The organism is Actinomadura sp. 9N407, from assembly GCF_044326315.1.
Taxonomy (GTDB): domain Bacteria; phylum Actinomycetota; class Actinomycetes; order Streptosporangiales; family Streptosporangiaceae; genus Spirillospora.
This window is the reverse complement of sequence record NZ_JBIRAW010000002.1, coordinates 171,618-193,322: the sequence shown is the minus strand read 5'-3', so window position 1 is coordinate 193,322 and position 21,705 is coordinate 171,618. Positions and strand designations below refer to the sequence as shown.

At 71.9% G+C, this 21,705-nt stretch carries 21 protein-coding genes; 17 read left to right on the top strand and 4 right to left on the bottom strand.

From position 1 onward, the window contains the following. Window positions 1–28: 28 nt before the first annotated feature. Window positions 29–601, bottom strand: coding sequence for a diaminobutyrate acetyltransferase (gene ectA, locus ACH34Q_RS03595; RefSeq protein ID WP_395981261.1), 573 nt, complete (start codon window positions 599–601; stop codon window positions 29–31). Between the two features lie 452 nt (window positions 602–1,053). Beyond that, complete coding sequence (gene pip, locus ACH34Q_RS03590; protein ID WP_395981260.1) at window positions 1,054–2,028, bottom strand: prolyl aminopeptidase; 975 nt, start codon at window positions 2,026–2,028, stop codon at window positions 1,054–1,056. Between the two features lie 375 nt (window positions 2,029–2,403). Between pip and ACH34Q_RS03585 the strand changes: the two genes are divergently transcribed. From ACH34Q_RS03585 to ACH34Q_RS03525, 13 genes are all read left to right on the top strand, one after another. Next, window positions 2,404–3,969: a hypothetical protein gene (locus ACH34Q_RS03585; protein WP_395981259.1), complete on the top strand. Its 1,566-nt coding sequence runs from the start codon at window positions 2,404–2,406 to the stop codon at window positions 3,967–3,969. Window positions 3,970–4,286: 317 nt separating this feature from the next. Continuing rightward, window positions 4,287–6,011, top strand: a complete 1,725-nt coding sequence (locus tag ACH34Q_RS03580) for a CTP synthase (RefSeq protein ID WP_395981258.1) — start codon at window positions 4,287–4,289, stop codon at window positions 6,009–6,011. Next, a complete protein-coding gene (locus ACH34Q_RS03575) occupies window positions 6,008–6,655 on the top strand; it encodes an NUDIX domain-containing protein (protein WP_395981257.1) in 648 nt (215 codons plus the stop codon). Before ACH34Q_RS03580 ends, ACH34Q_RS03575 begins: the two co-directional genes overlap by 4 nt. A gap of 241 nt (window positions 6,656–6,896) precedes the next feature. Then, window positions 6,897–7,817, top strand: a complete 921-nt coding sequence (locus ACH34Q_RS03570; RefSeq protein ID WP_395981256.1) for a site-specific tyrosine recombinase XerD — start codon at window positions 6,897–6,899, stop codon at window positions 7,815–7,817. 189 nt (window positions 7,818–8,006) lie between these two features. Continuing rightward, window positions 8,007–8,936: a ParA family protein gene (locus tag ACH34Q_RS03565; RefSeq protein WP_395981255.1), complete on the top strand. Its 930-nt coding sequence runs from the start codon at window positions 8,007–8,009 to the stop codon at window positions 8,934–8,936. Between the two features lie 188 nt (window positions 8,937–9,124). After that, window positions 9,125–9,979 carry a segregation and condensation protein A gene (locus ACH34Q_RS03560; RefSeq protein ID WP_395981254.1) on the top strand — a complete coding sequence of 285 codons (855 nt, stop codon included), beginning with the start codon at window positions 9,125–9,127 and terminating at the stop codon, window positions 9,977–9,979. Next, on the top strand, window positions 9,972–10,583 hold the full coding sequence (scpB, locus tag ACH34Q_RS03555; protein ID WP_395981253.1) for an SMC-Scp complex subunit ScpB: 612 nt from the start codon (window positions 9,972–9,974) through the stop codon (window positions 10,581–10,583). The genes ACH34Q_RS03560 and scpB overlap by 8 nt, the downstream gene beginning before the upstream one ends. Beyond that, window positions 10,580–11,329, top strand: a complete 750-nt coding sequence (locus ACH34Q_RS03550) for a pseudouridine synthase (RefSeq protein ID WP_395981252.1) — start codon at window positions 10,580–10,582, stop codon at window positions 11,327–11,329. Before scpB ends, ACH34Q_RS03550 begins: the two co-directional genes overlap by 4 nt. 193 nt (window positions 11,330–11,522) lie before the next feature. Further along, the gene (gene aroH, locus ACH34Q_RS03545; protein ID WP_395981251.1) at window positions 11,523–11,885 is read left to right on the top strand and encodes a chorismate mutase; all 363 of its coding nucleotides are present in this window, start codon (window positions 11,523–11,525) and stop codon (window positions 11,883–11,885) included. 157 nt (window positions 11,886–12,042) lie between these two features. Continuing rightward, entirely contained in the window at window positions 12,043–13,134 is a 1,092-nt protein-coding gene (locus tag ACH34Q_RS03540; protein WP_395981250.1) for a prephenate dehydrogenase, read from the top strand. Window positions 13,135–13,327: 193 nt separating this feature from the next. Continuing rightward, window positions 13,328–13,990: a (d)CMP kinase gene (gene cmk, locus ACH34Q_RS03535; RefSeq protein WP_395981249.1), complete on the top strand. Its 663-nt coding sequence runs from the start codon at window positions 13,328–13,330 to the stop codon at window positions 13,988–13,990. 212 nt (window positions 13,991–14,202) lie between these two features. Further along, window positions 14,203–15,576: a ribosome biogenesis GTPase Der gene (gene der, locus ACH34Q_RS03530; protein ID WP_395981248.1), complete on the top strand. Its 1,374-nt coding sequence runs from the start codon at window positions 14,203–14,205 to the stop codon at window positions 15,574–15,576. A gap of 265 nt (window positions 15,577–15,841) precedes the next feature. Then, complete coding sequence (locus ACH34Q_RS03525; protein WP_395981247.1) at window positions 15,842–16,045, top strand: hypothetical protein; 204 nt, start codon at window positions 15,842–15,844, stop codon at window positions 16,043–16,045. A 20-nt stretch (window positions 16,046–16,065) separates the two neighbouring features. On the opposite strand, the gene ACH34Q_RS03520 is transcribed toward ACH34Q_RS03525, so the two are convergent. After that, on the bottom strand, window positions 16,066–16,698 hold the full coding sequence (locus tag ACH34Q_RS03520) for a hypothetical protein (protein WP_395981246.1): 633 nt from the start codon (window positions 16,696–16,698) through the stop codon (window positions 16,066–16,068). A 257-nt stretch (window positions 16,699–16,955) separates the two neighbouring features. Continuing rightward, on the bottom strand, window positions 16,956–18,080 hold the full coding sequence (locus ACH34Q_RS03515; RefSeq protein ID WP_395981245.1) for an alpha/beta hydrolase: 1,125 nt from the start codon (window positions 18,078–18,080) through the stop codon (window positions 16,956–16,958). Between the two features lie 203 nt (window positions 18,081–18,283). Between ACH34Q_RS03515 and ACH34Q_RS03510 the strand changes: the two genes are divergently transcribed. From ACH34Q_RS03510 to ACH34Q_RS03495, 4 genes are all read left to right on the top strand, one after another. Beyond that, window positions 18,284–18,694 carry a molybdopterin-binding protein gene (locus tag ACH34Q_RS03510; RefSeq protein WP_395981244.1) on the top strand — a complete coding sequence of 137 codons (411 nt, stop codon included), beginning with the start codon at window positions 18,284–18,286 and terminating at the stop codon, window positions 18,692–18,694. 68 nt (window positions 18,695–18,762) lie between these two features. After that, on the top strand, window positions 18,763–19,530 hold the full coding sequence (gene modA / locus ACH34Q_RS03505; protein WP_395981623.1) for a molybdate ABC transporter substrate-binding protein: 768 nt from the start codon (window positions 18,763–18,765) through the stop codon (window positions 19,528–19,530). A gap of 4 nt (window positions 19,531–19,534) precedes the next feature. Then, the gene (locus tag ACH34Q_RS03500; protein WP_395981243.1) at window positions 19,535–20,377 is read left to right on the top strand and encodes an ABC transporter permease; all 843 of its coding nucleotides are present in this window, start codon (window positions 19,535–19,537) and stop codon (window positions 20,375–20,377) included. A 95-nt stretch (window positions 20,378–20,472) separates the two neighbouring features. Then, the gene (locus tag ACH34Q_RS03495; protein ID WP_395981622.1) at window positions 20,473–21,543 is read left to right on the top strand and encodes an ABC transporter ATP-binding protein; all 1,071 of its coding nucleotides are present in this window, start codon (window positions 20,473–20,475) and stop codon (window positions 21,541–21,543) included. The last annotated feature ends 162 nt before the right edge of the window (window positions 21,544–21,705 follow it).

The following is a 21,705-nucleotide window of genomic DNA, read 5'->3' as shown; positions in this document are numbered from 1 at the left end:
ACGGGGCCGCCGCCGGGCCGTCCGCGGACTAGATCGCGGGCGGCACGGGGCCGATGCGGAAGAGGACCTCGGGTTCGTGGCCCTCGGGGAGGTGCTCGCGGCCGAACAGCGGAGACCTCGCCAGCTCGCAGCCGCGGTTGCGGGCGAAGGATTCGAACATCCTGGTGGAGGCGGTGTTGTCCGGCGTGACCGTGGCCTCCACATAGCCGCCGCCGCGGGCCGCCAGCCGGTCGCCGAGATCGTCCAGCATGCGCCGGGCCAGGCCCTGGCCGCGGAACGAGTCGTCGACGGCGACCTGCCAGACGAACAGCGTGTCGGGCGCCGTCGGACGCGTGAAGCCGGTGATGAAGCCGCAGGGCCGGTCCGGCTTGCCGGTGGCCGGGCCGGTGGCCGGGTCAGCGGTCGGCCTGGCCACCACGGACGTGCCGGCGAAATCGCGGCACCAGAGGACGTAGCTGTAGGGCGAGTTCACGTCCAGAACCCGCGAGTCCCGTGCGAGCCGCCACAACTCCGGCCCATCCTCAAGATGCGGTTCCGACAGCCGTATGGCCGGGTTCGGTCCGGATCGGTCAGGGGGCGATTGCAGGGGTTGCGCTGCCATGTCCAGGTAATTTAGCGAAGTTCGGGCCCTGATCGCTACGGAATGTTATCTGTGGGATGTTTAGAGTTTTCGATACCGGGTATAACAATATGCTTGTTATTTTCCGGGTCATTTTCATCTTCCCGAGGTGCCCGCAACGGGTGCCATTCCTAGCGATACGCAGGGGTAACCGGGGGGTCCGCGAGGGTGGGCGCGCAGAGGCCCATCGCGGGTCACTCTAGTGATTTGTTACGGGGAGATGACGAAAACTTTGTCTCATTTTTGTGACGTGAATCACACGAATCTGACGTCAACGTGACGGGTGAGGTCGGCGTCACGTTGCGTTGGCCGAGGTCGTAGGGATGGCGAGGGCCCCATGCGCCGCATGGGGCCCTCGGGAGCCGCCTTCGCCTTTCGGATGCCCGCGTCAGTTTCGGGTCAGGGCCACGGGTCAGGCGACCCCCGCCGTCCCGTCAGGCGCCGTCCTGGCGGGCGAAGCGGTCGGTGGCCTCGATCAGGCGGTGCAGGATGCCCGGCTCGCTGTAGGCGTGCCCCGCGTCGCCGACGATGTGGAAGTCGGCCTCGGGCCAGGCGCGGTGCAGGTCCCACGCCGTCGCGGCCGGCGTGCACACGTCGTACCGGCCCTGGACGATCACCGCGGGGATGTGCCGGATCAGGTCCACGTCCCGCAGCAGCTGCTCGTCCTCGAAGAAGCCCTCGTTGGCGAAGTAGTGGTTCTCGATGCGGGCGAACGAGACCGCGTAGTCGGGCTCGCCGAACCGGTCGGCCCGTTCCGGGTCCGGCAGCAGCGAGAGCGTGCGGCCCTCCCACTGCGACCACGCCCGGGCGGCGGCGATCCGCACCTCACGGTCGGCCGAGTCCAGCCGTTCCGCGTACGCCGTCACGAGGTCGTCGCGCTCGTTCTCGGGGATCGGCGCCAGGAAGTCCTCCCACAGATCGGGGAACAGCAGCGACGCGCCCTCCTGGTAGAACCAGTAGATCTCGAACGGCCGCAGCATGAAGATGCCGCGCAGCACCAGCTCCGACGTCCGGTCCGGATGGGCCTGCGCGTACGCCAGCGACAGCGCGCTGCCCCACGAGCCGCCGAACACCAGCCACCGCTCGATGCCCAGGTGCTCGCGCAGCCGTTCCATGTCGGCCACCAGGTTCCAGGTCGTGTTCGCCTCCAGCGACACCTCCGGGTCCCCGGCGTGCGGCAGGCTGCGGCCGCAGTTGCGCTGGTCGAACAGCACGATCCGGTACGCCTCGGGATCGAACTGGCGGCGGTGGTCGGGACTGCAGCCCCCGCCCGGCCCGCCGTGCAGCATGACCGCGGGCTTGCCCTCCGGGTTTCCGCTGACCTCCCAGTAGATCTGGTCGCCGGCGCCGACATCGAGCAGCCCGGATTCGTACGGTTCGATCGGCGGATACAAGGTCCGAAACTCCATGGCCGGAGATTGTTCCACCTGGGTGAGGCCACCGCCGGGCACGCCGCGCGCCGCACCGCGCCCGCACGTTCGGCAGGCCGCCCAGTGCACCGCTCGGCAGGCCGCTCGGCGCACCCGTCAACGGGCCGCTCGGCGCACCGTTCAACGCACCGTTCAACGCACCGTTCAACGATTCATGCGTGCGAATAGACCGTGAGGATCAAGAAACTAAACCCCAAACTGGGCAAACGCCGTGCTGGTCGGCACTAGAGTGCCTTGGGTGAGCGAAGCGACGAGCCGCCGGGCGGACATCGGCCGCCGGGCGAGGAGTGCGGCGAGCACCACCAGTACGACTGCCCCGCGAACGCGGCCTCGTGCCGCCAGGCGAGGAGACACGTGAGCGAGCTGAACGGATCGGGGCCACGCCCCGTCCAGAACACCGGCACGCCCTGGCCCGTCGCGGCCCGGGACGCGGCAGCGCAGCCCATCAAGGCCGCCGGGCAGCGGTCCGGCGACGCGGCCCGTACCGAGCCCGACCCGCCCGAGGCGCAGCCGTGGGACATCGTCGAGCGCCTGCGCCAGATGGCCGACCTCATCGGGGACGCGCTGGCCGCGGGCGAGCGCAAGGTCACCGAGGCGCACACCGACGCCCAGAGCCAGGTCGCGACCGTCCAGGCCGAGAAGGAATCGGCCCAGCGGGACGCGGCGGCGGCCTGGGGCGAGGTGCAGCGCGCGCGGGGCCAGGCCGAGCAGGCCGACCGGCGCGCGGTCGAGGCCGAACGCCGGATCGCCGAGGCGCAGAACGAGGCGAGCGGCCAGATCTCCGCCGTCCAGGCCGAGAAGGAGTCCGCCCAGCGGGACGCGGCGGCGGCCTGGGGCGAGGTGCAGCGCGCGCGGGGCCAGGCCGAGCAGGCCGACCGGCGCGCGGTCGAGGCCGAACGCCGCGTCGCCGAGGCCCAGGCCGAGGCCGCCACGCAGATCTCGGCGCTCCAGACCGAGAAGGAGACGGCGCAGCGCGACGCCGCCGCGGCCTGGAACCAGGCCCAGCAGGGCCGCGCCCAGGCCGACCAGGCCCGCGGCCAGGCCGAGCAGGCCAGGGTCCAGGCCGACCAGGCGCGCGCGCAGGCCGAGCAGGCCCGCTCCCAGATGGAGCAGGCGCAGGCCGGGGTGGAGCAGGCCGAGCGCCGCACCGCCGAGGCCGAGCGCAGGGTGGCCGAGGCCGAGGCGACGGTCCGCCAGGCGATCACCCAGCGGGACGCCATGAGCGAGGCCCGCGACGACGCCCTGAGGGCCGTCGAGGACGCCGTCACCGGCCGCCGTACCGCCGAGGGCGAGCGCGACCGGATGGCCGAGCAGGCCTCCGAGCTGTCGCGGGCGCTGGAGGCGGCGCACGGCGAGATGTCGGGCCTGCGGGCCAAGCTCACCGACGCCGAGATGAAGGTCCAGAACCTCCAGCACGCCGCGGCCGGCGCCGCCAAGGAGGCCGACGACGCCCGGCGCCGCCTGCAGGCCGCCGAGTCCGAGCGCGAGCAGGCCCTCGACACCGCCGCCCAGTCGCTGGAGGCCGCCAAGAAGGCCGAGCGCGAGCGGGACGGCGCCGTCCAGGGCCGCGAGGCCGCCGAACGCGCCCGCGAGGCCGCCGTGCAGTCGCAGGCGCGGGCCGAGTCCGAGGGCACGCTGGCGCGCGGCCAGGTCGACCAGGCCGGCCGCGAGCGCGACAACGCCGTCACCGCCATGCGGCAGGTCGCCGCCGAGCGGGACGCGATCGCCGACAAGCTCAAGGAACGCGACCAGTGGGTGGACCAGCTCGCCCAGGCCGTGACCGAGCAGCGCGCCGCCATCGCCGAGCTGTCGCAGGAGCGCGACGCGGCCCGGCAGGCCGCCGACCAGGCGCGGTCGCTGATCGACGAGCTCACCCGCCAACTGCGCACCATCATGCCCACGGCGGCCCCGCGGATCTGATCCGATCCCTCCACCCGGCCCGCCGGGCCGGGCTCGCCCGGCGCCAGGGCGGGGCTCGCCCGGCTCGTCTCGGGGGTGCCGGTACGCCCGGCGCCGGTCGCCCGGATCGCCGGATTCCCGGATCCGGGCGATAGCGCGGCGCGGAGCCGGTTCCGGCGCCCGATTCGGCCATCGGACCGGGCGAAAGGCCCCTGACCAGGGGCATGGTGGAGCCGGAGGGGCATGACCCGGACGGTGCATCCCGCCGTGCCTGTTATTCTGGTGGCCCGTGGACAGTGCGGTACCGTCCGCCTCGCAACGACCACGGGAGCGCTTTCTTGCCTTCGGCAGCCACGGGTAGATCACGACCTACCAAGCACCTCTTCGTCACCGGCGGTGTCGCCTCCAGCCTCGGCAAGGGACTGACGGCGTCCAGCCTGGGCCGGCTACTGGCCCTGCGCGGCCTCCGCGTCACGATGCAGAAGCTGGACCCCTATCTCAACGTCGACCCCGGAACGATGAACCCGTTCCAGCACGGCGAGGTCTTCGTGACCGACGACGGGGCCGAGACCGACCTCGACGTCGGCCACTACGAACGGTTCCTCGACACCCGGCTGCACGGTTCGGCCAACGTCACCACCGGCCAGGTCTACTCCAACGTGATCGCCAAGGAGCGGCGCGGCGAGTATCTGGGCGACACCGTCCAGGTGATCCCGCACATCACCAACGAGATCAAGGACCGGATCCGCGGGATGGCCGCCGAGACGGGCCTGACCGCCGGACCGGGTGCCGGCACCGGCGACGAGGGCGTCGACATCGTCATCACCGAGGTCGGCGGGACGGTGGGCGACATCGAGTCGCAGCCGTTCCTGGAGTCGGTCCGGCAGATCCGGCACGAGATCGGCCGCGACAACTGCTTCTTCCTGCACGTCTCGCTGCTGCCCTACATCGGGCCCTCGGGTGAGCTGAAGACCAAGCCGACCCAGCACTCGGTGGCCGCGCTGCGGTCCATCGGCATCCAGCCCGACGCGATCGTGTGCCGCTCGGACCGGCCGATCACCGACGGGCTGAAGAACAAGATCAGCCTGATGTGCGACGTGGACCGCGAGGCCGTGGTCTCGGCCGTCGACGCCGCCAGCATCTACGACATCCCCAAGGTGCTGCACGCCGAGGGCCTGGACGCCTACGTGGTGCGCCGGCTCGGCCTGCCGTTCCGCGACGTCGACTGGGGCGCCTGGGACGAGCTGCTGCGCCGGGTGCACCGCCCGGCGCGCGAGGTGACGATCGCGCTGGTCGGCAAGTACATCGACCTGCCCGACGCGTACCTGTCGGTCACCGAGGCGCTGCGGCACGGCGGGTTCGGCAACGACGCCAAGGTCAACATCCGCTGGGTCAAGAGCGACGACTGCGAGACCCCCGAGGGCGCCCGGCGCGAGCTGGACGGCGTCGACGGGGTACTGATCCCCGGCGGCTTCGGGGTCCGCGGCATCGAGGGCAAGCTCGGCGCGATCCGGCACTCCCGGCAGGAGCGCGTCCCGCTGCTGGGCATCTGCCTGGGCCTGCAGTGCATGGTGATCGAGTCGGCCCGGGCGCACGGCGGGCTGCCGGACGCGGGCAGCTCCGAGTTCGACCCGGCGACCGCGCACCCGGTGGTGGCCACCATGGCCGACCAGGTCGACGTGGTCGCGGGCGAGCGCGACATGGGCGGCACCATGCGGCTCGGCCTGTACCCGGCCGACCTGGCCGAGGGCTCGGTCGTCCGGGAGCTGTACGGGGAGGCCAAGGTCTCCGAGCGGCACCGGCACCGCTACGAGGTCAACAACTCCTACCGCGAGCAGCTGGAGAAGGCCGGGCTGGTCTTCAGCGGCCTGTCGCCCGACGGGCGGCTCGTCGAGTACGTCGAGCTGCCGCGCGACGCCCACCCGTTCTTCGTGGGCACCCAGGCGCATCCGGAGTTCCTGTCCCGCCCGACCCGTCCGCACCCGCTGTTCGCCGGGCTGGTCGAGGCGGCGCTGGACTACGCCGAGCTGCGCGGCGGCGCCGGCGCGGTGTCGGCCCCGTGAGCGACCGGCTGGAGATCGGGACGGCGGACGTCCGCGACGCTCCCGAGCGCTGGGAGGTCCTCGGCGCGACCCGGGAGTTCGCGGGCCGGATCTTCACCGTACGGCGCGACTCGGTCCGGATGCCGAACGGCGACGGCACCGAGATCGTGCACCGCGACGTGGTCGAGCATCCCGGCTCGGTCGGGATCCTGGCGGTGGACGCCGACGACCGGGTCCTGCTGCTGCGCCAGTACCGGCACGCCTGCGCGGCGATGCTGTGGGAGGCGCCCGCCGGGCTGCGCGACGTGTCGGGCGAGCCGCTGCACGAGCTGGCGGCCCGCGAGCTGCTGGAGGAGGCCGGCTACCGGGCCGGCCGCTGGGACGTCCTGGTGGACGTGCTGCCCTCCTCGGGGATGTCGGACGAGCAGGTGCGGATCTTCCTGGCCCGCGACCTGGCCGAGGTGCCCGCCGACCAGATCGACTTCGAGCGGGTGCACGAGGAGGCCGACATGCCGGTGGTGTGGGTACCGCTGGACGAGGCCGTCCGCAAGGTCCTGGCCGGGGAGCTGCGCAACATGATCGCGGTGACCGGGATCCTGGCGGCCCAGGCCGCCCGCGCCGGCGGCTACGGCGACCTGCGGCCGGTGGAGGCCCCCGAAGGCTGAAGGCGGGGTGACGGCGGGGCCGGCGGCCGGGGGCCGGCGGTTCCGCCCGTGGCGCCCCTTCACGCGGTTTCGTCCCCGCGGTTCGGCCCATGCGGCCTCGCCAGCGTGCATGATGGGCACGTCCTAACTCGGCCACCCCGCCCGGGAAGAGGTGCCGCAACTGTCACCGAGCACGACCGGCCGGAGCGTCGCGCGGTCCGGTGCCGACGAGGCGTGGCCCGATTCCCCCCTGGGATCGGCGGTGCGCACCTACCTCGGCCATCTCGCCGTCGAGCGGGGCCTGGCCGCCAACACCCTCAGCTCCTACCGCCGCGACCTGCGCCGCTACCTGACCGCCCTGGTCGGCAGCGGCCGTACGGCGGTCGACCAGGTCACCGAGGACGACGTGCGCGGCTTCCTGGCGGGCCTGCGCGAGGGCGACGCCGAGCATCCGCCGCTGTCGGCCGGCTCGGCGGCCCGCGCCGTGGTCGCCGTCCGCGGGCTGCACCGGTTCGCGGTGCGCGAAGGGCTGTCGAGCATCGACCCGGCCCGCGAGGTCAAGCCCCCGACGCCGCCCCGGCGGCTGCCCAAGGCCATCTCCATCGACGACGTCGAGCGGCTGCTGGCCGCCTCCGGCACGGCGGCCGAGGGCGGCGGCGACGTCGACGCGGCCCGCGCCCTGCGCGACCGCGCGCTGCTGGAACTGCTGTACGGGTCGGGCGCGCGGATCTCCGAGGCCGTCGGCCTGGACGTCGACGATCTCGACCTCGGCGAGGGCTTCGCCCGGATCGCCGGCAAGGGCGGCAAGACCCGCGTCGTCCCGGTCGGCGACTACGCCGGCCGCGCCGTCGAGGCCTACCTCGTACGGGCCCGTCCGACCCTGAGCAGGGCCGGACGCGGCGGGCCCGCGCTGTTCCTCAACGCGCGCGGGGGGCGGCTCTCCCGCCAGGGCGCCTGGATGGTGCTGCGGGCCGCCGCCGAGCGGGCCCGGCTGTCCAACGTCTCCCCGCACACGCTGCGGCACTCGTTCGCCACGCACCTGCTGGACGGGGGAGCGGACGTACGGGTCGTCCAGGAGCTCCTCGGGCACGCCTCGGTCACGACCACGCAGGTCTACACGCTGGTGACGGTGCAGCTACTGCGCGAGGTCTACGCCACCTCCCATCCACGCGCACGGAGCTGACTCACCCGCGCACGGAGCTGACTCATCCGCGCGCTCGGGGCCGAACGGAAGGCCCGGCAGGCCCCCTGCGGCCGGGACCTGGCCGGAGACAAATCCCACCAAGGGCGCGCGTCGGCTTGTGACAGGTGGTGTCAAGCCTTAGAGTCCCCGGTGCTGGATGGCATTTTCGGGCCACCGGGGAGGGATCTGGTGACGAGCACACAGGCCACTGGGGGGAGCCTTTCCTCCGCCACCATAGAGACCGATCCGGGCCGCGCTCTCGGGCCGACGAAGCGCCCTGTTCCGACGTTCCCGGACCCTGAGCCGCTGGCCGAGCACGGCCCGGCACGCATCGTGTCGATCTGTAACCAGAAGGGCGGCGTCGGCAAGACCACCACCACCATCAACCTGGGCGCCGCGCTCGCCGAGTACGGCCGCCGGGTGCTGCTGGTGGACTTCGACCCGCAGGGTGCCCTGTCGGTGGGGCTGGGCAAGGGCGACCCACGCCAGCTGGACATGACGGTCCACAACATGCTCCTGGAGGCCGACACCGACTGGGAGGACATCGTCATCGACACCGGTGTCGACGGCATGGACCTGCTCCCCAGCAACATCGACCTGTCGGGCGCCGAAGTGCAGCTGGTCCACGAGGTGGGCCGCGAGTACATCCTCTCGCACTCGCTGAAGTCGGCCCTGCCGCACTACGACTACATCCTCATCGACTGCCAGCCGTCGCTGGGCCTGCTCACCGTCAACGCGCTGGCCGCCAGCGCGGGCGTGCTGATCCCGCTGGAGTGCGAGTACTTCGCGATGCGCGGCGTGGCACTGCTGATGGAGACCATCGAGAAGGTGCAGGGGCGGATCAACCCCGACCTGGTGATCGACGGCGTCCTCGGCACGATGTACGACTCGCGCACCCTGCACACCCGCGAGGTGCTCGGCCGCATCGTCGAGGCGTTCGGCGACCAGGTCTTCCACACGGTCATCAACCGCACCGTCCGCTTCCCCGACGCCACCGTGGCCGGCGAGCCGATCACCTACTTCGACCCCAACTCCATGGGCGCCAACGCCTACCGGGGCCTGGCCCGCGAGGTCCTCGGGCGCTGGCGCGAGATCGAGCTGGAGCAGCAGCGGGGCTGACCCGGTCCGGATCCACCCGGACCGGCCCGGAGCCGGCCCGTTCCAGCTGAGAACGGCACGGGCCGGGACGGAACGGAGCGTGACCGTCATGGCGCGTCCGCTTCCGGACCGTGGGACCATGGTGACGGCGTGAACGTGCCGTGCCGTGACGAGAGGGACACCGGGTGGGCTCCGCTACCGTGAGCGACGTGAACGAGACGTCGCCGGAGCAGGGCGCCGAGGAGGGCGCCGAGCAGGCCCGGGGGTTCCAGGTCCATCTGGACAACTTCGAGGGCCCGTTCGACCTGCTGCTCGGGCTGATCTCCAAGCACAAGCTGGACATCACCGAGGTCTCGCTGCACAAGGTGACCGACGACTTCATCGGCCACATCCGCTCGTACGGCAAGGAGTGGGACCTCGACCAGGCCAGCCACTTCCTGCTGGTCGCGGCCACCCTGCTGGATCTCAAGGCGGCCCGGCTGCTGCCGTCCGGCGAGGTGGACGACGAGGAGGACCTGGCACTCCTGGAGGCCCGTGACCTGCTGTTCGCGCGGCTGCTGCAGTACCGCGCGTACAAGGAGGTCGCCCAGGTCTTCGTCGGGCGGATCGCCGAGCAGAGCCGCCGGTTCCCCCGCATGGTGCCGATGGAGCCCCGGTTCGCCAACATGCTGCCCGAGGTGCTGCTGGGGCTCGGCCCGGCCGAGTTCGCCCGGCTGGCCGCCAAGGCCCTCACGCCCAAGGAGCCGCCCTCGGTCTCGGTGGAGCACATCTACCAGCCGCAGGCCAGCGTCAAGGAGCAGGCCGCGATCGTGGTCGAGCGGCTGCGGGCGCTGGGAGCCACGACGTTCCAGGTGCTCACCGACGACTGCGCGGGCACGTTCGAGATCGTGGCGCGCTTCCTGGCGCTGCTGGAGCTCTACCGCGAGCAGATGGTCGCGTTCGAGCAGCCGGAGCCGCTGGGCGAACTGCACATCACCTGGACCGGCACCGAAGACGCCGACATCGACGTCGCCGACGCCTACGAGGGCTCGGCTGAGCCGCAGAAGGACAAGACCGATGACTGAAGGACCCGGCGAGGACGCGCCCACGGACGCGCCTCGCGATCCGGCGCTGCCCGCCGAGTTCCCCGACCTGCGGGCCTCGGTCGAGGCGATCGTGCTGGTCGTGGACGAGCCGGTCGCCGAGATCACGCTGGCCCAGCTGCTGGAACGGCCCACCCACGAGATCACCGCCACGCTCCGCGAGCTGTCGGCGGAATACACCGAGCAGGGCCGGGGGTTCGACCTGAGGGAGGTCGCCGGCGGCTGGCGGTTCTACACCCGGGACGCCTGCGCCCCGGTCGTGGAACGCTTCGTCACCGACGGTCAGCAGGCCCGGCTGACGCAGGCCGCGCTGGAGACGCTGGCCGTGGTGGCCTACCGCCAGCCGGTGAGCCGGGCCAGGGTCTCGGCCATCCGGGGCGTCAACAGCGACGGCGTGATCCGTACGCTGACGCTGCGCGGCCTCATCGAGGACGCCGGCCAGGACCCCGAGACCCAGGCGCACCTGTACCGCACGACCGGGTACTTCCTGGAACGGCTGGGCCTGCGCGGCCTGGAAGAACTGCCCGACCTGGCCCCCTACCTGCCCGACGACCTGCCTGAAGAGATCATCGAGGACACCAAGTGAACGACAAGGTGAACGACACGGCCAACGAGGGCGTACGCCTGCAGAAGGTGCTGGCCGAGGCCGGCATCGGCAGCAGGCGGCACTGCGAGGAACTGATCGGCGAGGGCCGGGTCAGGGTGAACGGCAAGGACGTGTTCCGGTTCGGCGAGCGGGTCGACCCGCGCAACGACGTCATCCACGTCGACGGCCGCCGGGTCGAGACCCGCGCCGAGATGCGCTACTACGCGATCAACAAGCCGCTCGGCGTGGTGAGCACCATGTCCGACGAGCGGGGCCGCAAGTCGCTGGCCGACTTCGTGGACGTGCCCGAGCGGCTGTTCCATGTCGGCCGGCTCGACACCGACACCGAGGGCCTGATCCTGCTCACCAACGACGGGGAGCTGTCCCACCGGCTCACCCACCCGAGCTACGGCGTGGAGAAGACCTACCTGGCCGAGATCCACGGCCCGATCCCGCGCGACCTGAGCAAGCGGCTGCGCGCCGGGGTGCAGCTGGAGGACGGTCCGGCCAAGGCCGACAAGTTCAAGATCTTCGACCAGGTGGGCCGCCGGATCCTGGTGGAGATCACCCTGCACGAGGGCCGCAAGCACATCGTGCGCCGGCTGCTGAAGGAGGTCGGATTCCCGGTCCAGCAGCTGGCCCGAATAGAGTTCGGCCCGATCAAGCTGGCCTCGCTGAAGCCGGGCGGGATGCGCGCGCTGAGCGTGAGGGAGATCGGCGAGCTGTACAAGGCCGTCGGTCTGTAGAGCTCGGTCTTCCGAGCTCGGTTATTAGAGCAGCCGGGCCGGTGAGCAGCCGGGCCGGTGGAGCAGTGGTCTGCAGAACGGTAGGCCTGCACGGCAAGTAGGCCTGTAGGGCAGGTGCACCTGCAGGACAGTGGGCCCTCAGGACAGTGGGCCCTACGGCCTGCCTGTGCGGGCCTGAAGGAAGGACGGGAAAGTGGCGGTACGCGCGGTCCGCGGGGCGACGCAGGTCGACGCCGACGAGCGGGAGCAGATCCTTTCGGCGACCACCGAACTGGTCGCCGAGGTGATGGGCCGGAACGGGCTCACCACCGACGACGTGATCAGCGTGCTGTTCACCGCGACACCGGATCTGGTCACCGAGTTCCCGGCGCTGGCCGCGCGCAAGCTCGGCTTCCACGACGTACCGCTGCTGTGCGCGTCGGAGATCGCGGTGCCGCACGCGCTGCCCCGGGTGATCCGGCTGATGGCGCACATCGAGACCGACCGTCCCCGTTCCGAGATCCAGCACGTCTACCTGCGCGGCGCGACCGCACTCCGGCTCGACATCGCGCAGTGACCCCCAACATCGCGCAGTAGTACCGACACGGCGCAGTGGTCCCGACACACGCAGTGGTCCCGATACACGCATGTCCCGATACCACCCTGACCCGGCGATCACTCATGATCCGGTGATGACGGACGGGCCGTCACCGGGGTGCCGCTACGCTGGTGGCGTGGCTGAAGACGGCATTCCAGGACGCATCATCGTGGTCGGCACCGGGCTGATCGGGACCTCGATCGCCCTGGCCCTGCGCGAGCGCGGTACCGAGGTGCTGCTGACCGACCGGGACGCGGCGTCGCTGGCGATGGCGGTGGAGCTGGGCGCCGGCGAGGCACTGCCCGACGGCGCCGTCGGTGAGCCCGCCGAGCTGGCCGTACTGGCGGTGCCGCCCGCGGCCGTGGCGGTGACCCTGCTGGACGCGCAGAAGCGGGGCTTGGCCGCCGTCTACACCGATGTGGCCAGCGTCAAGGCGCTGCCGCTCAAGCAGGCCGCCGAGCTGGGCTGCGATCTGACCTCGTTCGTACCGGGCCATCCGCTGGCGGGCCGGGAGCGGTCCGGTCCCGCGGCGGCCCGTGGTGATCTTTTCCTGGGACGGCCGTGGGCGCTGTGCCCGGCGCCGGAGTCCAGGCCCGAGGCGGTCGCGGTCGTCACCGCGCTGGTCACGGCCTGCGGCGCCGAGCCGGTGGTGCTGGACGCGGCCGAGCACGACGAGGCGGTCGCGCTCGTCTCGCACGGCCCGCACGTGGTGTCGGCCGCCGTCGCGGCCCGGCTGACCGGCGCCGGCGAGACGGCGCTCGGGCTGACCGGCCAGGGCGTACGGGACGTGACCCGGATCGCCGCCAGCGATCCCCGGCTGTGGATCGGTATCCTGACGGCCAACGCCACGCCGGTCGCCGACGTGCTGGAGGCCGTGGCCACCGATCTGGCCGTCGCCGCCTCACTGCTGCGCGACGGCAGCGAGGGCGCCGCCACCCACGTGGCCGACCTGCTGCTGCGCGGCAACGCCGGCAGGTCCCGGATCCCGGGCAAGCACGGCGGCGAACCGTCCTCCTATGCCGTGGTCCAGGTCGTGATCCCCGACCGTCCCGGCGAGCTGGCGATGATCTTCCAGGCGGCCGGTATCGCCGGGGTCAACATCGAGGACGTCACGATCGAGCACTCGCCCGGCCGTCCGCTGGGCGTCCTGGAGCTCTCGGTCAGCCCGGGAGCCGCCGAGCGGCTGTCCGAGGAGTTGCGCGCCCGAGGCTGGTCCGTCCCCGGCTGAGAGGCCCCGTCCCCGGCCGAGGACCCTGGCCCCGGCTGAGAGGCTCCGTCGCCGGCCGAGAGGCTTTGGCGGTGCCCGGGGAACGGTAGCCTGGCACGCTGGGAGCCGTACGGGGGACAAGGCGTCGGTTTCAAGGGCCGCAGCCGCATGCCCGCCCCCGTCCAGGCCCCACCGTGAACCGAAAGGGAGCATCGTGCCGCTCGTCATCGCCATGGACGGCCCGTCCGGGTCGGGCAAGTCCAGCGCCTCCAAGGGTGTGGCCCGCGCCCTGGGCCTGCGCTATCTCGACACCGGCGCGATGTACCGCGCCATGACCTGGTGGATGCTGCGCGCGGGCGTTCCGGTGGACGATGCCGCGGCGGTCGCGGCCCGGGTGGCCGAGCCGGTGATCGAGTCCGGTACGGATCCGGACGGCCCGACGATCACGGTCGACGGCACGGACGTGGCCGAGCCCATCCGTACCCGCGAGGTGACCAACGCGGTCAGCGCGGTCAGCTCCGTGCCGGCGGTCCGCGAGCGCCTGGTCGCGCTGCAGCGTGAGATCATCGGAACCGGCGGGATCGTGGTGGAGGGCCGCGACATCGGCACGGTCGTGGCACCGGACGCGCCGGTCAAGGTCTACCTCACCGCCAGCGAGGAGGTCCGGGCCGCGCGGCGGGCCAAGGACCTGACCGCCGACCCGGCCGCGTCGGTGACGGTGACGCAGGCCGAGCAGGCCCGGCGTGACCGGCTGGACTCCACCCGTACGGCGTCGCCGCTGGCCAAGGCCGGGGACGCGGCGGAGATCGACTCGACCGGGCTGAGCCTCGTCGAGGTCATCGAGGCGGTCGTCCACCTCGCCAAAGAGCGCGACTGAGCACGCGGACGACGCTTGCGACCGGAGTGACGAGGGAAGGTGGCGCCTTGAGGCGCCTCCGTAGGTAGGCGGGATATACAGCGCCGTGTCTCTGATGAGAGCGGCGGGAGCTTGCGACCAGAGCGGCGAGGCCGAGGTATTCGGCGGGATCGGCTGGTCGGGACAGGCACGGCGGCGCCTGATGGCGTCTCCGGAGGCAGGCGGGGAGCACAGTGAGCGAGTACGAGATCGAGACGGCCGCCGAGGCGGTGGCGGACGAGCCGCCGGCGCCGGTGGTGGCGGTGGTCGGCCGTCCCAACGTCGGTAAGTCGACCCTGGTCAACCGGGTGATCGGACGGCGCGAGGCCGTGGTGGAGGACGTGCCGGGGGTGACCCGTGACCGGGTGGCTTACGACGCGAACTGGAGCGGCCGCCGGTTCACGGTGGTCGACACCGGCGGCTGGCTGCCGGAGGCCTCCGGGCTGGCGGCGGCGATCGCCGAGCAGGCCAGTCTGGCGGTGGAGCTGGCCGACGTGGTGATGTTCGTGGTGGACGCGACCGTGGGCGCGACCGACGTGGACGAGGCCGTGGTGGAGATCCTGCGCCGGTCGGGCAAGCCGGTCGTGCTGGTGGCCAACAAGGTCGACGACATCGGCGCCGAGGCGGACGCGGCGATGCTGTGGAACCTGGGCATCGGCGAGCCGTACCCGGTCAGCGCCCTGCACGGGCGCGGCAGCGGTGACCTGCTGGACGCGGTGCTGGACGCGCTGCCCGAGGAGGCACCGCCCGAGACGTTCGACGAGGTCGCCGGGCCGCGCCGGGTGGCGCTGCTGGGCCGGCCGAACGTCGGCAAGTCCAGCCTGCTCAACCAGCTGGCGGGGGAGAACCGCGCGGTGGTGGACGCGGTCGCGGGCACGACCCGTGACCCGGTGGACGAGATGATCGAGCTGGGCGGCAAGACCTGGCGGTTCATCGACACCGCGGGGATCCGGCGGCGGCACCGGGAGAACCAGGGCGCCGACTTCTACGCCACGCTGCGGACCCAGTCGGCGCTGGAGCGGGCCGAGGTGGCGGTCGTGCTGATCGACACCAGCGACCCGCTGGCCGAGCAGGACCTGCGGATCATCTCGATGGTGATCGACTCGGGCCGCGCGCTGGTGATCGCGTACAACAAGTGGGACCTGCTGGACGAGGAGCGCCGGCACTACCTGGAGCGCGAGATCGACCGGCAGCTGCACAACGCGCGCTGGGCGCCCCGGGTGAACATCTCCGCCCGTACGGGCCGGCACATGGAGAAGCTGGTGCCGGGCATCGAGACGGCGCTGGAGGGCTGGGGCATGCGGGTGCCGACGTCCAAGCTCAACCAGTTCTTCGCCGATCTGGTGAACTCGCATCCGCACCCGATCAGGGGTGGCAAGCAGCCGCGGATCCTGTTCGCCACGCAGGCGGGGGTACGGCCGCCCCGGTTCGTGCTGTTCACCTCCGGGTTCCTGGAGGAGGGCTACCGGCGGTTCATCGAGCGGCGGCTGCGCGAGGAGTTCGGGTTCCCCGGTACGCCGCTGGACATCACGATGAAGATTCGCGAGAAGCGCGGTAAGCGCAAATAGCGCCGATCGTTCCGGCCCGCCCGGCTCTTCCCCGGGCGGGCCGTGCCATGTCATCCTGCAGTGTCAGCAACCATGCCGTGTCTGTGCCCATGCAGAGTCGGTAAGCGTGCAGGGTCGGTAACCATGCAGCGTTGGTAACCATGCAGTGCCGGCCTGCCGTGTCACCTGGCCGCGGCACGCTGCTGTCCACGGAACTGTTGTAATCTATCGCTTACTTGGTTCCGTGTGCTGGTCGCACGGCGTGGTCGCACGGTCGAGGGGTGCAATGAAGCTGCTGCTTTTGATGACGGTCGCGCTGGGGTGCGTGGCGCTCAGTTTCGTCTGGGGTGAGGTCTGGATCGGTGGCGTCGGCCTGCTGATCGCCTTCGTCGCCATGTTCACCGACCGCGACGACGTCCGCCTGGACGAGGAGAAGGGTAGCTACGAGACCCACAGCTCCGTCCGCAACATGCGCGGCAAGAACCGCTAGACCCCAGAACCGCTGGAGCCTTAGGGCCGCGGGTCGGTCCGTTCGCCGGCGACCCGCTGATCGTAGGGGTCCGGCGACTTGGGCTCGAACGGCCCGCGCCCGTCGCCCGGAGAACGGGCGTACCGCCCCTGGACAGGCGCGATCGGCTGCGTGGTGCCGCTCGTGTCCGGCGCCGGTTCCTCGCCGTACATTCCGGCCTCCCGTACACCGACCACGGCCATGCGGCCCAGCGCGAACGCGGCGAGGAACACCACGATCACCCCGAGAGCCGTGAATCCGGCCAGTTGCTCGGCCAGCCGGCGTCCCTCCTCGGTGCCCAGCGGTGCGCCGACTCCCGGTACGTTCCACAGCGTGGCGACCGGCGCGCCGACCACGAACCAGGCGCCGCCCAGCGCGGCCAGCCAGGCACCCGCCATCGCGACCGCGCGGTTGGCGACCGCGAGCACGATCAGCCCGCCGAGCACGGTGGCGGCTGCCGGTGCCACGCTCAGCTGCAGCCGGTCGGTGGTGTAGACCCAGGGCTCGTCCGGAGCGAAGCCGAAGTCGGCGTACGGACCGGCGAAGGGGAGCAGCCCGCCCCACAACCCGAGCAGGACGAGCAGCGTCCCGCTGAGGGCGCCACGGCTGCGCGGTACCCGCATTGTCCCAGTCATGACCCTCTTGCCTCCTGCCCGGTCTCTGCCCGGTCTCTGCCCTGCCGTATGACCGGTCTCCTGGCCGGGCCAAGTGGTGCGTTTGGCTGCCCCTTTACCCGCGAGTTCCGCGTCTACCCCTCAGTTCCGACTACCCCTGAGTTCCGTCTAACCCTGACTTCCGCATCCGAGCGCCGGGCCATGGCAGTGGTCACGGCACGGGGTCATGACACTGGGTTCATGGCGCTGGATTCATGGCACTGGTTCATGGCATCGGGCTAGGCCGTTCTGCGTTCCGGACCGGCCTCGCGAGCGGCGTCGGCCGCGGTCGCGTACGCGTCGCGGACGAATCCGCCCAGCGCCGCGATGGCCGCGCGCGACTCGGGCAGGAACGAGCCGAAGAGTTGGAACACGTGGATCTGCCGGTCGTAGATCTGCAGCGTCGCCGGTACCCCGGCCTCGGCCAGCCGGCGGGCCATGATCTCGGAGTCGCAGCACAGCAGTTCGGTCGAGCCGGCGGTGAGCAGGACCGGAGGCAGGCCGGTCAGGTCGGCCCGGATGGGGGAGATAGCGGGGTCGGCGAGGTCCAGATGGCCGAGGAAGCCCTCGATGAGGGCCTCCAGGAGCAGCCCGGGCGCCGAGGGGTCCAGCTTCATGTTGGCGTGGGCGAGCTTGCCGGAGAGGTCCATGTCGAGCATGGGGGAGATGGCCACCAGCGCGGCCGGGCGCGGCAGCCCCGCGTCGCGGGCGCGCAGCGCGGTGGCGAACGTCAGGTGGCCGCCCGCCGAGTCGCCCATGATGACGATGTTCTCGGGCCGGACGCCGCGCTCCTCCAGCAGCCAGCGGTAGGCCGTGACGCAGTCGTCGACCTCCTTCTCGAACGGCACGTCCGGGATCATCCGGTAGTCCACCGACAGCGCCGGGACACCGGCGGCGGCGCTGAACCACGAGATCATCGGGCGGTGGGTGTTGAGCCCGCAGGAGACCCATCCGCCGCCGTGCAGGTAGAGGATGACCTTGTCGCGCCGGGCCGGTACGCCCCGGCCGTGCACCCACTCGGCGCCGAAGCCGTCGAACCGTACCGGCTCGCACCGGGTCCCCTTGGGCGCGGGCCGCCGGGCCGCCATCCGGTCGAACGCGGCGGCGCGGCGTAGCGCGTTCTCATCCATGGGACGGCGTGCCATCCGGCCCACATACGGTTGGACGAGCCCGCGTACCCCGGCGGCGATCGCCCGCGACCGCAGGCTGGCCGTTCCGCGCCGCTCGATCACCAGGGTGGTCGGCCGAGGCCCCGTTGCCGGAGCGCCGGTCGCCGGGCCGTCCGGTGCCTGATCGTGGGTCGCCCGACCGTCCGGTGCCTGGTCGTTCGCCGTCCGCTCTCCAGGCACTTGTCCGCCGGTCACCGGTTCTCCAGTCACTAGTCCTCCACGTTCCAGCCCCCGGCCTGACATGTAAGTGAATGGTGACATCCCGGTCGATCAACCGGAAAGCGGACCCCCGAATACCGCTTCCACCAACCTGATGGGCTTGCTGCCCTTGCATGTTCTGGCCTTCTGAGGCCTATGGCCTGGCAGGTGCGACGAGTGTGGCAGGTTAGGCTGGTCCGGTGACGACGTTCAGGATCAGTGAGGCGGCCGCCCTGCTCGGGGTGAGCCCGGACACGGTCCGCCGCTGGGTGGACGGCGGCAGGCTGGCGGCGTCCCGCGACGAGCACGGGCACCGGATCGTTCCGGCCGCCGACCTGGCCGCCTTCGTACGCGACACCGCGCGGCGGGGAGGCGGCGCCCAGTCGGCCGAGGACGGCGTCCGGTTCTCGTCGGCGCGCAACCGGATGCGCGGCATCGTCACCGACGTCCGGCGCGACGGGGTGATGGCCCAGGTCGAAATCCAGGCGGGCCCGTTCCGGGTGGTCTCGCTGATGAGCCGCGAGGCCGCCGACGAGCTCGGGCTGGAGATCGGGGTGGTCGCCGAGGCCGTGGTGAAGTCCACCAACGTCGTAGTGGAACTGACCGAGTGAACGCCGGGGTGAACGGCCGGGTGAGGGGCGGTTCCCTGCGCAGGGGCGTCGCCGCGGGGCTGATCGCGATGCTGCCGGCGGTCCTGGCCGGATGCGGCGACACCGGGGCGTCGGGGGACGGGAGCGACGGCAGGACGCTGACGGTGTTCGCCGCGGCGTCGCTCACCGAGACGTTCACCTCGCTGGGTCGGTCCTTCGAGGCCTCGCATCCGGGGGTGAAGGTCCGGTTCAGCTTCGGCGGTAGCTCCACGCTGGCCCGGCAGATCGTCGAGGGCGCCCCGGCGGACGTGTTCGCCACCGCCGACACCACCACGATGAACAAGGCCACCGACGCCGGCGCGGTGAAGGCCGGGCAGACGCAGGTCTTCGCCAGGAACCGGCTCGTGATCGCCCTGCCCAAGGACGGCGGATCCGGCCCTTCCTCAGGTGCCGGCGCGGCCACAGGGGTACGGAGCCTGCGGGATCTGGCGCGGCCGGGGCTCAAGGTCGTGCTCTGCGCCGAGCAGGTCCCGTGCGGGGCCGCGGCCGGGAAGGCCCTTGACGCGGCCGGTGTACGGGTACGTCCCGTGTCCCAGGAGCAGGACGTCAAGGCCGTGCTGACCAAGGTCCGGATGGGGGAGGCCGACGCGGGCCTGGTCTACCGCACCGATGTGAGATCGGCGGCGTCCGAGGTCCAGGGCGTGGACTTCCCCGAGTCGGCCAAGGCCGTCAACGACTACCCGATCGCCGTCCTGGACAAGGCGCCCCAGCAGGCGCTCGCCCGGGAGTTCGTCCAGCTCGTACGGTCCGGTCAGGGCCGGTCCACGCTGACGGGGGCGGGGTTCGAGGCCCCGTGAGGCCATGCGGCGCGTACTGACGGGCGCGCGGGCCAAGGGGCCGGTGAACGAGAGCCCGCCCGGCCGGCCGCCCCTGATCTTGATGGTGCCGGCGCTGCTGGCTCTGGCCTTCCTCGTCCTGCCGCTGGCCGGGCTGCTGATCCGCGCGCCGTGGTCGACGCTCGGTACCCGCCTGGCCGAGCCGCAGGTGCTGGAAGCGTTGCGGTTGTCGCTGGTCAGCGCCACCTTGGCCACGGTGCTGTGCCTGCTGTTCGGTGTGCCGCTGGCCTGGCTGCTGGCGCGCGTCCCGTTCCGCGGCGCCCGGCTGGTGCGGGCGCTGGTGACCGTCCCGCTCGTGCTGCCGCCGGTGGTGGGCGGCGTGGCGCTGCTGCTGGTGCTGGGACGGCGCGGGCTGGTCGGGCAATGGCTGGACGCCACGTTCGGGATCACGCTGCCGTTCACGACCGCCGGGGTGGTCCTGGCCGAGACGTTCGTGGCGATGCCGTTCCTGGTGATCAGCGTGGAGGGCGCCCTGCGGGCCGCCGATCTGCGGTACGAGGAGGCGGCCGCGACGCTCGGTGCCACGCGCTGGACCACGTTCCGCCGGGTCACGCTGCCGCTGGTGGCGCCCGGCGTCGCGGCCGGGGCGGTGCTGTGCTGGGCGCGGGCGCTGGGGGAGTTCGGGGCGACGATCACGTTCGCGGGCAACTTCCCGGGCCGGACGCAGACCATGCCACTGGCGGTCTACCTCGCACTGGAGTCCGATCCGCAGGCGGCGATCGTGCTCAGCCTGGTGCTGCTGGCGGTCTCGGTCCTGGTGCTGGTCGCCCTCCGCGACAGGTGGACGGGCGCCGGAGGCACCGCGTGAAGGGGCAGGGCGTGAAGGGGCAGGGCGTGAAGGGGCACGGCGTGAAGGGGCTGGACGCGCGGCTGGTCGTACGGCGCGGGTCGTTCGAGCTGGACATGGCGATGACCGTGGCGCCCGGTGAGGTCGTGGCCCTGCTCGGACCCAACGGCGCGGGCAAGAGCACCGCGCTGCGCGCGCTGGCCGGCCTGACGCCGATGGTCGCGGGCGCGGGACACATCCGGGTGGACGAGGCCGACGTCCACGCGCTGCCGCCCGAGCGGCGCCGGATCGGCATGGTCTTCCAGGACTACCTGCTGTTCCCGCATCTGAGCGCTCTGGAGAACGTCGCGTTCGGGCTGCGCTGCCAGGGGACGAGCAGGCGCGAGGCCCGCCACCAGGCGGCCGGATGGCTGGAACGGGTCGGGCTGGCCGAGTACGCCTCCACCCGTCCCAGGGCGCTCTCAGGCGGCCAGGCGCAGCGGGTGGCGCTCGCACGGGCCTTGGCGGTACGTCCCGGCCTGCTGCTTCTGGACGAGCCGCTCTCGGCCTTGGACGCGCACACCCGGCTGGAGATCCGGGCGGCGCTGCGACGCCATCTGGCCGGCTTCGAGGGCGCCGCCGTCGTGGTCACGCACGACCCCCTGGACGCCATGGTGCTCGCGGACCGGCTGGTGGTGCTGGAAGGCGGCCGGGTCGTCCAGGAGGGCGAACCCGCCGAAGTGGCACGCCGCCCCAGGACCGGGTACGTGGCGCGCCTGGTCGGCCTGAACCTCTACCGGGGACACGCATCGGCCGGAACGGTCACCCTCCGCGACACCAGCGGACGCCCGGACACCCCTCACCCGGACACCCCTCACCCGGACACCCCTCACCCGGACACTCCTCACCCGGACACCATTCACCTCGACACCATCGATCGCATCGAGGGTGAGGTTTTCGTTGCCTTCGCGCCATCCGCGGTGGCGATCTACCGGTCCCGGCCGGACGGGAGCCCGCGCAACCTGTGGCCGGCCCGGGTCGCGGCGGTGGAGCGCCAGGGGGACCGGGTCCGGGTCCGTCTGGACGGCCCGCCGCTCGCCGCGGCGGCGGACGTGACCCCCGGCGCCGTCGCGGAACTCGAATTGGTCGAAGGAAGCCGGGTATGGCTAGCCGTCAAGGCAACCGAAACTCATGTATACCCGGCGTGAACTTCGTCATACCGGAGTCATGGCCGGTCGCCCGGATCAAGGTATGTCGGCGTGATGTCAGTCACATAAGCGGAGCGCAGGCCCCAAAAGCCGTGCCGATTGGTCCAGACCAAATGGCAAAGACGTCGCCTTTTGTTCATGATGCAAAGATCCTGCGAAGAG

What these genes read in the sequence shown, in the direction of transcription:
- ectA (WP_395981261.1), bottom strand. Translation starts at nt 601, where the DNA reads ATGGCAGCGCAACCCCTGCAATCGCCCCCTGACCGATCCGGACCGAAC.
- scpB (WP_395981253.1), top strand. Translation starts at nt 9,972, where the DNA reads ATGACTGAAGGACCCGGCGAGGACGCGCCCACGGACGCGCCTCGCGAT.
- ACH34Q_RS03500 (WP_395981243.1), top strand. Translation starts at nt 19,535, where the DNA reads ATGCGGCGCGTACTGACGGGCGCGCGGGCCAAGGGGCCGGTGAACGAG.
- ACH34Q_RS03495 (WP_395981622.1), top strand. Translation starts at nt 20,473, where the DNA reads ATGGCGATGACCGTGGCGCCCGGTGAGGTCGTGGCCCTGCTCGGACCC.
- ACH34Q_RS03525 (WP_395981247.1), top strand. Translation starts at nt 15,842, where the DNA reads ATGAAGCTGCTGCTTTTGATGACGGTCGCGCTGGGGTGCGTGGCGCTC.
- pip (WP_395981260.1), bottom strand. Translation starts at nt 2,028, where the DNA reads ATGGAGTTTCGGACCTTGTATCCGCCGATCGAACCGTACGAATCCGGG.
- modA (WP_395981623.1), top strand. Translation starts at nt 18,763, where the DNA reads ATGCTGCCGGCGGTCCTGGCCGGATGCGGCGACACCGGGGCGTCGGGG.
- ACH34Q_RS03520 (WP_395981246.1), bottom strand. Translation starts at nt 16,698, where the DNA reads ATGACTGGGACAATGCGGGTACCGCGCAGCCGTGGCGCCCTCAGCGGG.